General features: G+C 68.9%; 12 protein-coding genes. 5 read left to right on the top strand and 7 right to left on the bottom strand.

The features are described 5' to 3' along the window. The first annotated feature begins 163 nt into the window (after window positions 1-163). Both CBY09_RS02785 and CBY09_RS02780 read left to right on the top strand, forming a co-directional pair. The gene (locus CBY09_RS02785) at window positions 164-1,264 is read left to right on the top strand and encodes a GlxA family transcriptional regulator (RefSeq protein WP_094286192.1); all 1,101 of its coding nucleotides are present in this window, start codon (window positions 164-166) and stop codon (window positions 1,262-1,264) included. A 95-nt stretch (window positions 1,265-1,359) separates the two neighbouring features. Beyond that, window positions 1,360-2,331 carry a class I SAM-dependent methyltransferase gene (locus tag CBY09_RS02780; RefSeq protein WP_094286190.1) on the top strand — a complete coding sequence of 324 codons (972 nt, stop codon included), beginning with the start codon at window positions 1,360-1,362 and terminating at the stop codon, window positions 2,329-2,331. Here the strand turns inward: CBY09_RS02780 and CBY09_RS02775 are convergent. Further along, window positions 2,328-2,831 (bottom strand): flavodoxin family protein, encoded by a 504-nt coding sequence (locus tag CBY09_RS02775; RefSeq protein ID WP_094286321.1) that lies wholly within the window; start codon window positions 2,829-2,831, stop codon window positions 2,328-2,330. The two genes, CBY09_RS02780 and CBY09_RS02775, sit on opposite strands and share 4 nt — an antisense overlap. A gap of 147 nt (window positions 2,832-2,978) precedes the next feature. Between CBY09_RS02775 and CBY09_RS02770 the strand changes: the two genes are divergently transcribed. Next, the gene (locus tag CBY09_RS02770; RefSeq protein WP_094286188.1) at window positions 2,979-5,783 is read left to right on the top strand and encodes a PAS domain S-box protein; all 2,805 of its coding nucleotides are present in this window, start codon (window positions 2,979-2,981) and stop codon (window positions 5,781-5,783) included. A 31-nt stretch (window positions 5,784-5,814) separates the two neighbouring features. Here the strand turns inward: CBY09_RS02770 and CBY09_RS02765 are convergent, their stop codons facing one another. The 3 genes from CBY09_RS02765 to CBY09_RS02755 all read right to left on the bottom strand — a co-directional run bounded on the left by CBY09_RS02765 (window position 5,815) and on the right by CBY09_RS02755 (window position 8,609). Beyond that, window positions 5,815-6,306 carry an EVE domain-containing protein gene (locus tag CBY09_RS02765; protein WP_094286186.1) on the bottom strand — a complete coding sequence of 164 codons (492 nt, stop codon included), beginning with the start codon at window positions 6,304-6,306 and terminating at the stop codon, window positions 5,815-5,817. Between the two features lie 117 nt (window positions 6,307-6,423). Continuing rightward, window positions 6,424-7,929, bottom strand: coding sequence for an ATP-binding protein (locus tag CBY09_RS02760; RefSeq protein WP_094286184.1), 1,506 nt, complete (start codon window positions 7,927-7,929; stop codon window positions 6,424-6,426). Then, on the bottom strand, window positions 7,926-8,609 hold the full coding sequence (locus tag CBY09_RS02755; RefSeq protein ID WP_094286182.1) for a response regulator transcription factor: 684 nt from the start codon (window positions 8,607-8,609) through the stop codon (window positions 7,926-7,928). Before CBY09_RS02755 ends, CBY09_RS02760 begins: the two co-directional genes overlap by 4 nt. Window positions 8,610-8,813: 204 nt before the next feature. Between CBY09_RS02755 and CBY09_RS02750 the strand changes: the two genes are divergently transcribed. Further along, window positions 8,814-9,197, top strand: a complete 384-nt coding sequence (locus tag CBY09_RS02750) for a hypothetical protein (RefSeq protein WP_063460201.1) — start codon at window positions 8,814-8,816, stop codon at window positions 9,195-9,197. Between the two features lie 104 nt (window positions 9,198-9,301). Then, window positions 9,302-10,360, top strand: coding sequence for a DUF3592 domain-containing protein (locus tag CBY09_RS02745; RefSeq protein ID WP_240515559.1), 1,059 nt, complete (start codon window positions 9,302-9,304; stop codon window positions 10,358-10,360). Between the two features lie 19 nt (window positions 10,361-10,379). Here the strand turns inward: CBY09_RS02745 and alkB are convergent, their stop codons facing one another. From alkB to ada, 3 genes are read right to left on the bottom strand one after another with little or no spacing between them, the layout of a single operon-like run. Next, complete coding sequence (alkB, locus tag CBY09_RS02740; protein WP_094286178.1) at window positions 10,380-11,036, bottom strand: DNA oxidative demethylase AlkB; 657 nt, start codon at window positions 11,034-11,036, stop codon at window positions 10,380-10,382. A gap of 6 nt (window positions 11,037-11,042) precedes the next feature. Beyond that, window positions 11,043-11,801, bottom strand: coding sequence for a 2OG-Fe(II) oxygenase (locus CBY09_RS02735; RefSeq protein WP_094286176.1), 759 nt, complete (start codon window positions 11,799-11,801; stop codon window positions 11,043-11,045). Then, window positions 11,798-12,937 carry a bifunctional DNA-binding transcriptional regulator/O6-methylguanine-DNA methyltransferase Ada gene (gene ada, locus CBY09_RS02730; protein ID WP_240515558.1) on the bottom strand — a complete coding sequence of 380 codons (1,140 nt, stop codon included), beginning with the start codon at window positions 12,935-12,937 and terminating at the stop codon, window positions 11,798-11,800. The genes CBY09_RS02735 and ada overlap by 4 nt, the downstream gene beginning before the upstream one ends. Between the last annotated feature and the right edge of the window lie 207 nt (window positions 12,938-13,144).

The raw sequence follows: 13,144 nt of genomic DNA, 5'->3' as shown, positions 1-13,144 counted from the left end.
TCTGTTGCATGGGTGGGTGTCTCCAGGTGTCGCGTCGTGTCGTGTGGTACCTGCCGTTGGTCTTGGCCAGGGCAGGGCGCTGTTGTTCGCGCCGCCATGCTACTGCCGGGTAACATCTGGACACGATGGCGTTTTGGCCACAAACAATGGCAATATCGCCACCATGCCTAGAGACCAACCCGAAGCCCCCGCCACCCCGTCGCCCCTGGGGGTGAACGTGGGCATCGTCTGGGGGCCGGGCAGCATTGCCAGCACGGCCGCTGCGGTGGTGGATGCCCTGCGGGCCATGAACATGCTGGCCGCGATGCGGGCTGGTGGTGCCGAGGCGCCCGTGCGCTGGCACTGGCTGCTGGCACCGGGCGAGGACGGCGCCGCGCCGCCGCCTGTGCCCGACAGCGGGGCGCTGCAAGGCCACCTGCACGCCATCGTCATCCCCGGTTGGCTGGTGCCCACCGGGCCCCAGCTGCGCGAGGTGAGCCACCGCCACCACCAATACTTTGGCGACCTGCTGCGCGCCCATGTCGCGGGCGGCGGGGTGGTGGCGGCGCTGTTCAATGGCTCCAGCCTGCTGGCCGACTGCGGCTTGCTGGCCGGGCGCCAGGTGGCGCTGCCCTGGGCGTTTGCGCCGTCCATCGTGCTGCAGTCGGGCACCAGCGCTCAGGGTCATTCACCCCCGGCCGAGGTGGCCTGGCAGCGCGACAGACCCTGGCTGCGCGACGGCCCCGTCTGGACATCGGCCGCGCCGCAGGACACCCTGCCCGTGGTGCTGGACCTGCTGGCCCACACCCCCGCTGCCGAACTGGCCCAGGCCGCATCGCATGTGCTGCTGTTCGATGCGCCGCGCCAGCTGACGGCCACCGCCACCATGGAAACGCCCACCGGTGCCCCCATGGGTGCGGGCAGCCTGGAGCAGGCCCGCCGCTGGCTGCAGGACCACTGCAACGAGCCCTACAGCCTGCAGGCCACGGCCCGCGCCGCCGCCACCAGCCCGCGCACGCTGCTGCGCTGGTTTGCCCAGGTGTATGGCGAGAGCCCGCAGGACTACCTGCACCGCCTGCGCATCGCCCAGGCCCAGGCGCTGCTGCAGACCACCTACCTCACCGTGGACGCCGTGGCGCAGCAATGCGGCTACAGCGACACGGGCAGCTTTCGCAAGATCTTCCACCGCGTGAGCGGCACCACCCCGGGGGCCTACCGCCAGCGCTTCAAGCTGCGCACCACGCGCAAGCAATGGCTGGGTACCCACACAAACGGCGATAATTGAGTGTGCTATCGAATCCGTAGCTATCAAGGCATATGCAGAAGGCGGTAGCAGCCTTTTTTGCTTGATTTTTTCAGACCATCCACACACCACCACCCATGCAAGCCCTGCTCGACGCCATTGCCGCCATGCCCCTGCCCTCTGAGGCGCAGCGCATCTTTCATGGCCGGGGCGGGCTGCACCCGGGGGCAGAGCAGTGGGTGCTGGACGCCTATCCACCGGTGCTGGTGCTGACGAGCTTTGCGCCCGCCACCGAGGACGAGTTGGCCGCCATCGGCGCCGCGCTGGAGGCCCGCTGGGCGCAGATCGCCCCGGCGGGCGAGGTGCTGAACTGGGTGTTCCAGCACCGGGGTGAGGCTTTGCGCATCGAGGGCCGCAGCGAGACGCGGCTGATGGCCGGTGCCGTGCCCGATCCGCACATCGTGACCGAGGCCGGGGCACGCTACCGGGTGCATGTGCTGCGCGGGCAGAACCACGGCCTGTTCCTCGACATGGCTGCAGGCCGCCGCTGGGTGCGCGACTATGCCGCCGCGCGCAGTGCAGACCGCTACGGCCTCAAGGTGCTGAACCTGTTTGCCTACACCTGCGCGTTTTCGGTGGTGGCGCTGCAGGCGGGCGCCAGGCAGGTGGTCAACGTGGACATGAGCCACGGCGCCATTGGCATCGGGCAACAGAACCACCAGCTCAACGGCATCACCGCGGGCGCCGCCTTTTTGCCGCACGACATCTTCAGCAGCTGGGGCAAGATCACGCGCAGCGGGCCCTATGGCCTGGTCATCGTGGACCCGCCCAGCTATCAGAAGGGCAGCTTTGTGGCCACCAAGGACTACGCGCGCTTGATGCGCCGCCTGCCCGATTTGCTGGCCCCCGGCGGCCACGCATTGCTGTGCCTGAATGCGCCCGAGCTGGGCGTGGACTTTTTGCAGGACCAGATGCACGAGCTGGCGCCCGAGCTGCAGTTTGTCGAACGCGTGGCCAACCCGGCCGTGTTTGCCGACTTGGAGCCCGGCCGGGCACTCAAGGTGCTGGTGTACCAGGCGCCCGAGCTGGAACCGACCGCCCAGGGTTAGAAAACCCCCATCGCCAGCCCCACCGCCAGGGCCTCGCCCAGCGACTGGCAGCGCGCCAGATCGTCCGCGCCGATGTGTTTGGGCGCCAGGATGGCCTCGGGCGTTTGCGCATGGGTGCACACGATCAGCGGCTCAGCCACCGCGTTCAGGCGCCAGCCCGTGGCGATGCGCGCCATCTGCCGCGCTGCGTTCTGCCCGTCGCTGCCTGCGCAAACCAGCAGGGCATAAGGGCGGCCATTGATCTGGTCGAGCGCGCCGTAGTAGCAGCGGTCAAAAAAGTCCTTGAGCTGCCCGCTGATGGCCGCCAGATTCTCGGGCGTGGCAAACAGGTAGCCGTCGGCCGCCAGCACATCGGCTGCGTGGGCCTCTGCGGCATGCAACAGGCGCACTGCCACGGTGGGCTCGGCCGCCCGGGCGGCGGCGCAGGCGGCCTCGGCCATCTGGCGCGTGCCGCCGGTCATGGAGTGGTAGACGATGAGCAGGGTTTTGGTGGCGGGCATGCGCGCAGCATAGTCGCTGGGGAAGAGGGCGGGCTGCTGCACGAAGCCCCTGCGGCCACGGGTTTGCACGAGGGGTTTCACGAGTTTCGGTGCGATGCCCCGGTGCCACAATGGTTCACTACAGAAATTGCAGCCGCAGCCGTTTTCATGACCATCGTGTCCCACGTTTCCCACTGGCTGCAGACCACCCGCGCCCGGTTGACCCTGCTGTTTGGGGGCACGGCCGTGCTCACGGGCCTGGCCATCGGCTTTGTGGCCGACGAGGTGCTGAGCCGCCACCTCACCGAACTCAGCGGCCAGTCGCTGATGAACGCCAGCCAGCCCATTGCGCTGGCGCTCTCGCAGGGCATGCTGGAGCGCGAGCGCGAAATTTCGCTGCTCAGCCACCTGCCCATGGTCACCCGGCCCGAGGCCTACGGCCCCCAACTGCAGGCCCACCTGGAGCAGATCCGGCAGTCCTACCCCTTTTATTCGTGGCTCGGCCTGACCGACGAGGCGGGCGTGGTGCAGGTGGCCACCGGCAACCTGCTGCTGGGCCAGAACGTGTCGCAGCGGCCCTGGTTCAATGCGGGCAAAAACGGCCCCTACGTGGGCGACGCCCACGACGCCGTGCTGCTGGACAAGCACCTGCGCGAGCCCGGCAGCAGCGTGCCCCTGCGTTTCATGGACTACGCCTCGCCCGTGCGCGGGCAGGATTCCGCCTTCAAGGGCGTGATCTCGGCCCACGTGAACTGGGCCTGGGTGCAGGACATCATCCGCCGCGCCAGCCCCGGGGCGGTGGCCAGCAGCGGCATGGAGGTGCTGCTGGTCAACAAGGAAGGCGTGCTCAATGCGGCCGGGGCCATCGAGCTGCCGCGCTCTGCGCTGCCCATCCTGCCCAGCCAGGGGCGGTTTCAGGTGATGTCCTGGGGCGAGTCGCCGGGCCAGCGTTACCTCACTGGCCTGGTGCCCGTGCCCTCGCAGACCATCACCGACCTGGGCTGGCTGCTGGTGGCGCGCCAACCGCTGGACTTGGCGCTGCAGCCCATCAACCGCCTGCACACCATCGTGGCCGTGATGCTGGTGCTGATGACCGTGATGCTGGTGGGCGTGGCCTACTGGGCCGCGCGGCGCTTCAGCCAGCCGGTGGAAAAGCTGGCCGAAGCGGCCCGGCAGGTGGAGGCCACCGGGCGGTTTGTGGCGCTGGACTTCAAGACCGAGACGGTGGAGTTCCAGCACCTGCGCTCTGCGCTGCAGAACATGACCCAGGGCCTGATCGATGGGCGCGCCGCGCTGGAGCGCGCCAACACCGACCTGGAGCACCGCGTGCAGGAGCGCACCGAGGCCCTGCACCAGAGCGAGCAGCGCTACCTTTCGATCCTGGAGGACCAGACCGAGATCATCTGCCGCTTTGACAGCGGCAATCGCCTGACCTTTGTGAATGACGCCTTTTGCAGGCTGTTCGATTTCAAGCGCGAGAACCTGCTGGGCCGCGTGTGGGCCCCCGTGGTGCATCCGGACGACTACCCGCTGGTCGCGCAGAAGCTGGCCACCGTCACACCCGCCAACCCGATGGTGGTGGTCGAGAACCGGGTGTTTGCAGGCGACGGCGCCGTGCGCTGGTGCCAGTTCAGCAACCGGGCACTGTTTGACGAAGACGGCCAGCTGGTGGAATGGCAATCGGTGGGCCGCGACATCACCGAGCGCCGCCAGCTGGAGGCCGACCTGGCCCGCGCGTCAGAGCGCTTTCAGGACCTGTACGACAACGCCCCCTGCGGCTACTACGCGCTCGACCGCGACGGCAAGTACGTGCACATCAACCAGCAGACCCTGTCCTGGCTGGGCGCAAGCCGCGAGGAGGTGGTGGGCAAGCTGGGGGTGGCCGATTTTTTTGATGCCGAAGGCAAGGCGCAGTTCGCAAAGTACTTCCCCATCCTGAAGGAGACCGGACACATCGGCCCCCTGGAGCTGACCCTGCTGGGCCGCAGTGCCGCGCCCCGCCGCGTGTGTGTGTCCGCCACCGCCATCCGCGATGCGGCGGGCGAATTTGTGATGAGCCGCTCCATCATGTACGACGTGTCGGAACTGCATGCGGCGCGGCAGGCGCTGCATGCCCTCAACGAGGAGCAGCAGGCCATGCTGCACAACGACCTGATCGGCATCGCCAAGATCAAGGACCGCGTCATCCTGTGGCGCAACCCGGCGCTGGAGCGCATCTTTGGCTACGCCCCCGGCCAGTTGCAGGGCCGCACCACCGAAGAGATGTATGTGAGCCGCGAGGACTTCCTGGCCTTTGGCCGCGAAGCCTATGCCGTGCTGGCCTCGGGCCAGCACTACCGCCAGCAGCGCCGCATGCGCAAGCTCAATGGCGAAGAAGTCTGGATCGACGTGAACGGCGTGGCGTTGAACGCCGACGGTGAATCCCTGTGGCTGATGCAGGACATCACGGCCATGAAGCAGTACCAGCAGCAGGTGGAGCACATTGCCTTCCACGACAGCCTGACCCGCCTGCCCAACCGCCTGATGCTGGCCGACCGTGTGGCCCAGGCGCTGGCCCTGTGCGACCGCACCGGCAGCATGGCCGCGCTGTGCTACATGGACCTCAACGGCTTCAAGCCCATCAACGACCAGTACGGCCACGACATGGGCGACGAGGTGCTGCGCGTGACCGGCCAGCGCCTGCAAGAGCAATTGCGCGCCAACGACACCGCCGCGCGCATCGGCGGCGATGAGTTTGTGCTGCTGCTCACCGCCGTCACCGCCCCCACCGAGATCACCCGGGCCATGGAGCGCGTGCTCAAGGCCATCGAACAACCCATCGACCTGGGCGGTGGCCGCCTGGTGCGGGTGTCTGCCGCCGTGGGCACCGCCATCTACCCCCAGGACGGCACCAACGCCACCGACCTGTTGCGCCGCGCCGACCACGCCATGTACGAAAACAAGGGGCATGTGTCGGCCGAGCGCAGCCGGTGAGTGCCACCCCTAAGTGGCCCGGTGGGTGCCGTTAGCGGCCCCCCAGCAACCGCCCAGTAATCGCCTCCCACTCCACCGCCTCCAACGGCGTGATCGACAGCCGGTTGCCCCGCTGCAGTACGCGCATCTGCGCCAGGTCCGGGTGCTCGCGCAGCTCTGCCAATGAGATCAGCCGGGTCTTGCGCAGGGCCTGCACGTCCAGCAGCAGCCAGCGGGGCTGGTCGGGCTTGGATTTGGGGTCGTGGTAGGGCGAATCGGGGTCGAACTGCGTGGGATCAGGCCGGGTGCCGCCGGCCACGCGGGCGATGCCCGCGATGCCGGGTTCGGGGCAGCTGGAGTGGTAGAACAGCACGCCGTCGCCCACCTGCATCTCGTCGCGCATGAAGTTGCGCGCCTGGTAGTTGCGCACCCCTGTCCAGGGCACGGTCGCATTGGGGGCGGCCAGGGCGTCGTCGATGGAGCATTCCTCGGGCTCGGACTTCATGAGCCAGTAGCGCGGCGGGCGGTGTGGGGTGGCGTTCATGGCGCCATTCTGGCAAAGGGCAACTACGACTTTTGGGCTGCGCAGTGGATACCGGAGTTGGGTTGCTTTTATTTTGATAGCTGGTTGGGCATATCCATCGCGCGGTAGAGCCTGTTTTTATTCATATTTTTCCGCTGCTGCCGTGCCGGGCAACGCCCCCGGCGCGGTCAGCGGCTCGCGCGGCAGCACGCAGCGCAGGCCCACGCCGCGCCCGCCCAGCCCGTCGGCAAAGCCCAGGGTGCCGCCCATGCGCTGCACCACGCGCTGTGCAATGGCCAGGCCCAGGCCCGTGCCCGCCTCGCTGGTGCCGGGCACGCGGTAGAAGCGCTCCCACACCCGGGCGCGGTGTTCGGGGGCGATGCCCCGGCCGTTGTCCTGCACCAGCAGCACGATAGGGCCGCAGGTGCTTGCGTCATCCGTGCCCAGGGTCACCTCCACGCTGCCACCGGCCACGCCGTAACGGATGGCGTTGTCCACCAGGTTGTCGATGACGGAGCACAGGCCTTCGCGGTCCAGCTGGGCGTGGAGGTGGTTGGGGGCGTTCAGGGCCAGTTCGATGCGCCGTGCGCGCGCCAGGGGCACGAGCAGGGCCACGCGGTTGCGCAGCAGGTCGGCCAGGTCCAGCGTGGGGTGCACAGCCGGGGCAGCGGGCTGGGCGGCGGCGTCGGCGCGGGCCAGGGTCAGCAGCTGGGTGAGCAAGTGCGATGCGCGGGTGATGCCCTGCTGCAGCGCGTGGGCGGCGTCGGCCCGCGCTGCGGGGTCGGGCTCGGTCAGCAGCTGGTGGGCCTGGGCGTTGATGGCGGCCAGGGGCGTGCGCAGCTCGTGCGCGGCGTCGGCCAGAAAACGCCGTTCGGCCTCCAGCCGCTGGGCCTCGTGGGCGAGCAGGGCGTTGAGTTCGTGCACCACGGGCGCGGTTTCGGCATAAAGCCTGTCCACCTGCACGGGCGCCAGGTCGCTCGCGCGGCGGCGCGAGATGCGCTGCGCCAGTTGCCGCAGCGGCGCCAGCCCACTGCGCACCGTGACCCACACCACCAGCCCGTGCCACAAAAACACGCCCAGCTGGCTTTTGAGCACCAGCCACAGCACGGGCAGCAGCGCGGCCAGCTGCAGCGCGCCGGGCTCGGCCACCTGCACCACCACGCTGCCGTCGCTGGCGGCCTGGGTGTGCAGGTGCCAGGGCGGGTTGCCGGGTGGGGCCGGGGCGGTTTCTGTGGTGGCTTTCGTGGCGGTGTCCGGCCAGGGCACGTCTTCGCTGCTGCGGTACAGCACCTGGCCCTGCGTGTTCAACACGCGGGTGTGGGTCAGGCCCGCCATGCCGAGCAGGTCGCGGCCGGTGATGCGCAGCAACGCGCCCTGGGCGGCCAACATGCGGGCGGGCAGGGTGGCCTCGGGGCCAGCGGCGGCCTCGGCCAGGATGCGGGCGGTTTCGCGCAGACGCGTGTCGATGTCTTCGGGGTTGCGTTCCAGCGCCATCCAGGTCATCACCGAGGCCAGCGCCAGCCAGGCCACGACCAGCGCCAGGGCTTGCCAGGCGATCAGGCGGCGGATGAGCGAGGGCGGGCGGGGTGCGCCGGGGGCCGTTGCCGTGGCCGCGCGTGCGGCGTGCATGGCGGCTGCGCTCATGGTGCCGGGTCCATGGCGGGTGTGGGCGCCTCCAGCACATAGCCCACGCCGCGCACGGTGCTGATGAGGTGGTTGCCCAGCTTGCGCCGCAGTTTGTAGACATGCACGTCGGTGGCGTTGCTGTCCAGCGTGTCGGCAGGGCTGGAGCTGGCCTCGATCTGCGCGCGGGTGAGCACGCGGCCCGGGTCTTCGGCCAGGGCGCGCAGGATGTCGTATTCGCGGGCGGAGAGGTGCACGTCCTGCCCATGCACCTGCACCCTGCGCCGCGCAGTGTGGATGCTGAGCGGCCCGATCTGCCACACGCTGCTGGTCTGCCCGCTGTGGCGCCGCAGCAGAGCCCGCACGCGCGACAGCAGCTCTTCGATGGCAAACGGCTTGCCCAGGTAGTCGTCGGCCCCCGCGTCCAGCCCCAGCACGCGCTCGCCCACGCTGTCGCGGGCGGTGAGCAGCATCACTGGCGTGGCCTGCCCCTGGGCGCGCAGCCAGGCGAGCAGGCTGAGCCCCGTCTCGTCCGGCAGGCCAATGTCCAGCAGCACCAGGGCAAAGGTCTGTTCTTGCAGAAACCGGCGTGCATCGGCGCAGGTGCGCAGCCACACCACATGGTGGCCCGCCACGGTGAGCACGCGCTGCAGCGAGTTGCCCAGAGGGAGATCGTCTTCCACAAGAAGGATGCTGGCCATGCGACAGGGTGTGAGGGGTGAGAAATGGGGCGGTCGCGGCGATTCTAGGAGCGGGCCGTGCCGCGCAGGGGGGCACGCGCAGTGGGTGTTCATGAAAGCTTCATCTGGGGCGCCCGGCACGGCGGCGGCTTCATGGGGGCTTCATGCGGGTCTTTGCAGACTGCGGGCTTCTCTGTTTCTTTCACCCCGGCTGGGGGCTTCCGTATGAATCTGCAAAACGCCATCACCCTGTTTTCGCCGCGCAACCTGGTGTGCGCCTTGTTCATGTCTGTGCTGTCGGCCTGCGGCGGCACGTCGGACGAAGGACATGTGGTCACCGTGGACGGCATCAGCATGGACAAGACCATTGACAAGACCGGCATCTACGACCTGGAGGTGACCGGCGCGCGCAACGACGTGACGGTGGCCGCGGGCAACACGGTGGCGCGGCTGATCGTGGCGGGCATGAACAACCGCATTTTTGTGCTCAAGACCGCCACGGTGGAGCGCATCGAGCTGGATGGCAGCGGCAACACCGTCTACGTGCCTGTGGGGTTCAAGTCGCGCATCTCGCGCAATGGCAGCAACAACGACGTGATCGAGCGCTGAGGGGCTGACGCTCGCAAGCCCTGCGCCTTTGCAAAAACTGGCCAGAAGACTGGCTTTGCCCGCAGAATCACCCCAGCCGCCGCAGTGCGGTGCGGGAGATGCCTATGGACAAACCGGGCAAGAAACAGCCGGGCCTTTGGGTAATGGGCTTGTTTGCCCTGCCTTTTGCCGCCGTGGGCGTGGGCATGCTGCTGCTGAGCGTGTTGCCCACGCTGTACGACTGGTCGCGCATGCAGTTCTGGCAGCCGGTCAACGCCACGCTGCTGGCCGCGAGCCTGAACAGCAGCCGCAGCAGCAAATCCACTTCGTACCACGTGACGGCGCGCTACCGCTACGAGGTGGCGGGCCGGGCGTACGAGGGCGAACGTGTGGCCATCAGCGGTGGCGGCGACAACGTGGGCGACTTTCAGGAGGCGCTGGGCGAGCGGCTGGAGCAGGCGCTGCGTGCCGGGCAGCCGGTGCAGGTCTGGGTCAATCCCTCGCACCCGGCCGATGCCGTGATCGACCGCAGCCTGCGGCCCGGGCTGCTGGCGTTCAAGATGGTGTTTGTGGTGTTGTTTGGCGGTGTGGGCGTGGGCCTGCTGGTGTTTGTGCTGCGCGGGGGCAAGCCGCTCAACCAGCAGGCGAGCAAAGCCGTTGCAGCGGGCGCTCCCGGCAAGCTCGAAAAAATCCCCGGCGGGGTGCAGATGCACTTTCCGGCTGGGCGCTGGTGGGGCCTCAAGCTGGGGCTGGGCATGGTGGGGGCGCTGTTTCTGGCTGTGGGCGCGCTGGTGCCCTGGGAGCAGGAAGCCCAGTCCGACATCGCGCCCTGGCTTTTTCGCCTGGGGTTTGGCGGTTTGGGGGGCGCGGTGCTGGTGGCCGCGTTTTATGCGCTGGCCAACAGCCTGCGCGTGCAAATCGACCACGAGGGCCTGCGCACCGAGCGGCGCCTGCTGGGCCTGATGCTGCAGTGGCACCAGGTGCCCGGCCCCGAAATCGCCCGGCTGCGTGTGGTGGAGAGCTACACGGTAGAGAGCAACAACCGCCGCAACGTGTATTACCGCATCGAGGCCGAGCTGCGCAGCGGCAAGAAGATCACCGTGGCGCAGGACCTGCAGGGGCGCAAGGACGCCGACCGGATGCTCGCAGCCATCGGCAGCGCCACGGGTTACCCCATTCGCTGAGCCCGGCCGGCGGGGGCGATCAGCCTGATGCCTTGCGAAACGTGAGGTTGATGCGCAACCCGCTCGTCATCGCATGGCTGGCGTCGGCCAGCGGCGCCACGCCATGAAAGCGCAGCCGTGCCGGGCCGCCCCACACCACCACGTCGCCATGCCACAGGCCCACACGCCGGGCCTTGTCAGCGCGCTCGGCACCGCCCCACAGGAAGATGGCCGGGATCCCCAGGGAGACCGACACGATGGGGTGGTCGTAGTTGCCTTCGTCGCGGTCCTGGTGCAGCGACAGCCGTGTGCCGGGCGCGTAGCGGTTGATGAGGCAGGCGTCGGGCACAAAGCCGGGGTAGCCCGCCGCCTCGGCCGCTTCCCGGGCCAGTTGGCGAAACAGCGCAGGCATGGGCGGCCAGGGCAGGCCGGTGGTGGGGTCGGTGGGGCCATAGCGGTAGCCGCTGCGGTCGCTGATCCAGCCCAACGCGCCAGTGTTGCTCATGGCCACCGACATGCGCTGCCCGCCGGGCGTGATGAGGTGCCTGAAGGGCGCCTGGGCCGTGATGGCATCGACGGCCTGCAGCAACTCAATTGCCTGCGGCAGGGCAAAGCCACGCAGCACCACGGCACCCGGCTCCAGCCACTCGGGGGCCTGGGGCGTGGCGGGCAGGTCGTCAAACAGGCCGAGGGTCATCGCCACCTATTCAGCATCATGAAAAATGATGCCCATTGTGTGACGCTGCCCTGACCGCACGCGGCTCACGCCGTGGCGCAGGTTCACGCGGTAGGTGCCGCGTGTGCCCTGTACCGGGCGGTGGTGCACGGCAAACGCCACGGCGTCACCCTGGCGCAGAGGCATGACCTCGGCCCGCGACTGCATGCGGGGGCGTTGTTCGGTCAATACGAATTCGCCGCCGGTGAAGTCGCGGCCGGGCTCCGACAGCAGGATGGCCACCTGCAGCGGGAACACATGTTCGCCATACAGGTCCTGGTGCAGGCAGTTGTAGTCGCCCGGTGCGTACTGCAGCAGCAGTGGCGTGGGGCGCAGTTGCCCGGCCGCATGGCAGCGGGCGATGAAGTCGGCGTGCTGCGCGGGGTAGCGCACGTCGATGCCCATGGCGGCATTCCAGTGGTTGGCGATGGGCTGCAGTTGCGGGTAGAGCGCGTCACGCAGCCCGGCCACCATGTCCGGCAGCGGGTAGCTGAAATACTGGTACTCGCCCAGGCCAAAGCCGTGGCGCTGCATGACCACCCGGCTCCGGAACAGAGGTGGGCCCGGTTGGCGATAGAGCCCGGCGAGGGCCGTGCATTCCTCAGCGCTCAGCAGTTGCGGCAGCACTGTGTGGCCCTGGGTGTGCAGGTCGTCGGTGGCCTGGGCCCAGTCGAGCGCGGCCACGCGCCCGGGCCAGGGGCTGCTGGCCCCGGGTGTGCTGTGGGGCAGGGCGCTCAAGCCACTCATGCGGCCTTCTCCTGCAGGCGCGTGGGTGCGGCGGCGCCGGACTCGCGCTCCAGCAGCGCACGCTTGCGCTCCACACCCCAGCGGTAGCCTGAGAGCGCCCCGTCGCTCCTCACCACCCGGTGGCAGGGGATGGCCACGGCCAGCGCGTTGGCGCCGCAGGCCTGCGCCACCGCGCGGGTGGCGGCAGGGGCGCCGATGCGCGCTGCAATCTCGGCATAACTCGCTGTCTGCCCGGGTGGGATGGTGCGCAGCGCCTGCCACACGCGCTGCTGGAAGGCCGTGCCCCGCACATCCAGCGGCAAATCCAGCCCCCGCCCTGGTGCCTCGACAAAGGCCACGACCTGGGCCACCAGCAATTCAAAACCGGCGTCGCCGCCCACCAGTTGGGCCTGGGCAAACCGGTCTTGCAGATCGCGCACCAGCACATCCGGGTCGTCGCCGAGCAGGATGGCGCACAAGCCCTGGCCGCTGTGCGCCACGAGGAGGGCACCCAGCGAGCATTGCGCCACGGCAAAGTGGATGCGCTGCGCCGCGCCGCCGGCGCGGTAGCGCGCGGGGGTCATGCCCAGCACCTGGGCCGATTTTTCGTAGAAGCGGCTGCTGGACTGGTAGCCCGCGCCGTAGATGGCCTCGGTCACCGAATCGGTGGTGTGCCCCAGTGCGCTGCGCACGCGCTGCTCGCGCTGCGCGGCGGCGTAGGCCTTGGGCGTGAGGCCCGTGGCCTGCTTGAAGATGCGGTGCAGGTGCGAGCTGCTCAGTCCCAGCCGGGCGGCCAGCGCATCGAGCGTGGGTGCGCGGCCCTCGGCCGCATCGGCTTCGATGAAGCGGCAGGCCTGGGTCACCCATTCGGCATGGTGCGACACCGCGGAGGGCTGCTGCGGCTTGCAGCGCTGGCAGGGGCGAAAGCCTGCGTTTTCTGCGTCGGCGCAGCTGGCGTGGAAGCGCACGTTCTCGGGCCGGGGCGTGCGCGCCGCGCAGCTGGGGCGGCAGTACACGCCTGTGGACAACACCGAATACCAGAAGCTGCCGTCTGCCGCCGCACTGCGCGCCAGCACCGCCGCCCAGCGCGGGTCGGCCTGGGTGGCGGCGGCTTGTTGCGCTGCCTGGGTGCGTCGGGGTGCCGGGCGGGTTGGCATGGGCAGTGGGGGTGGTGAAGAAACTACGGTGGCTAGGGCTTGCATGGTGAGGGCTCCGAAAAGAACCTGTTCACACACGGGGTGCGAACAGATGGCGTTGCGATGCCCTCACTGTAGAAACGGCGCGCGCGGAGCGCACTCCGAAGCTTGCTTTTGAATTCTGCACCTCGACTGGGTGCGCCGTCGGTTGCCCCTGTTCGCCCATCA

The sequence above is a fragment of the Acidovorax kalamii genome (genome assembly GCF_002245625.1).
Lineage (GTDB): Bacteria > Pseudomonadota > Gammaproteobacteria > Burkholderiales > Burkholderiaceae_C > Acidovorax > Acidovorax kalamii.
Note: the sequence above shows the minus strand (reverse complement) of the source record. Positions and strands in the feature narration are given on the sequence as shown.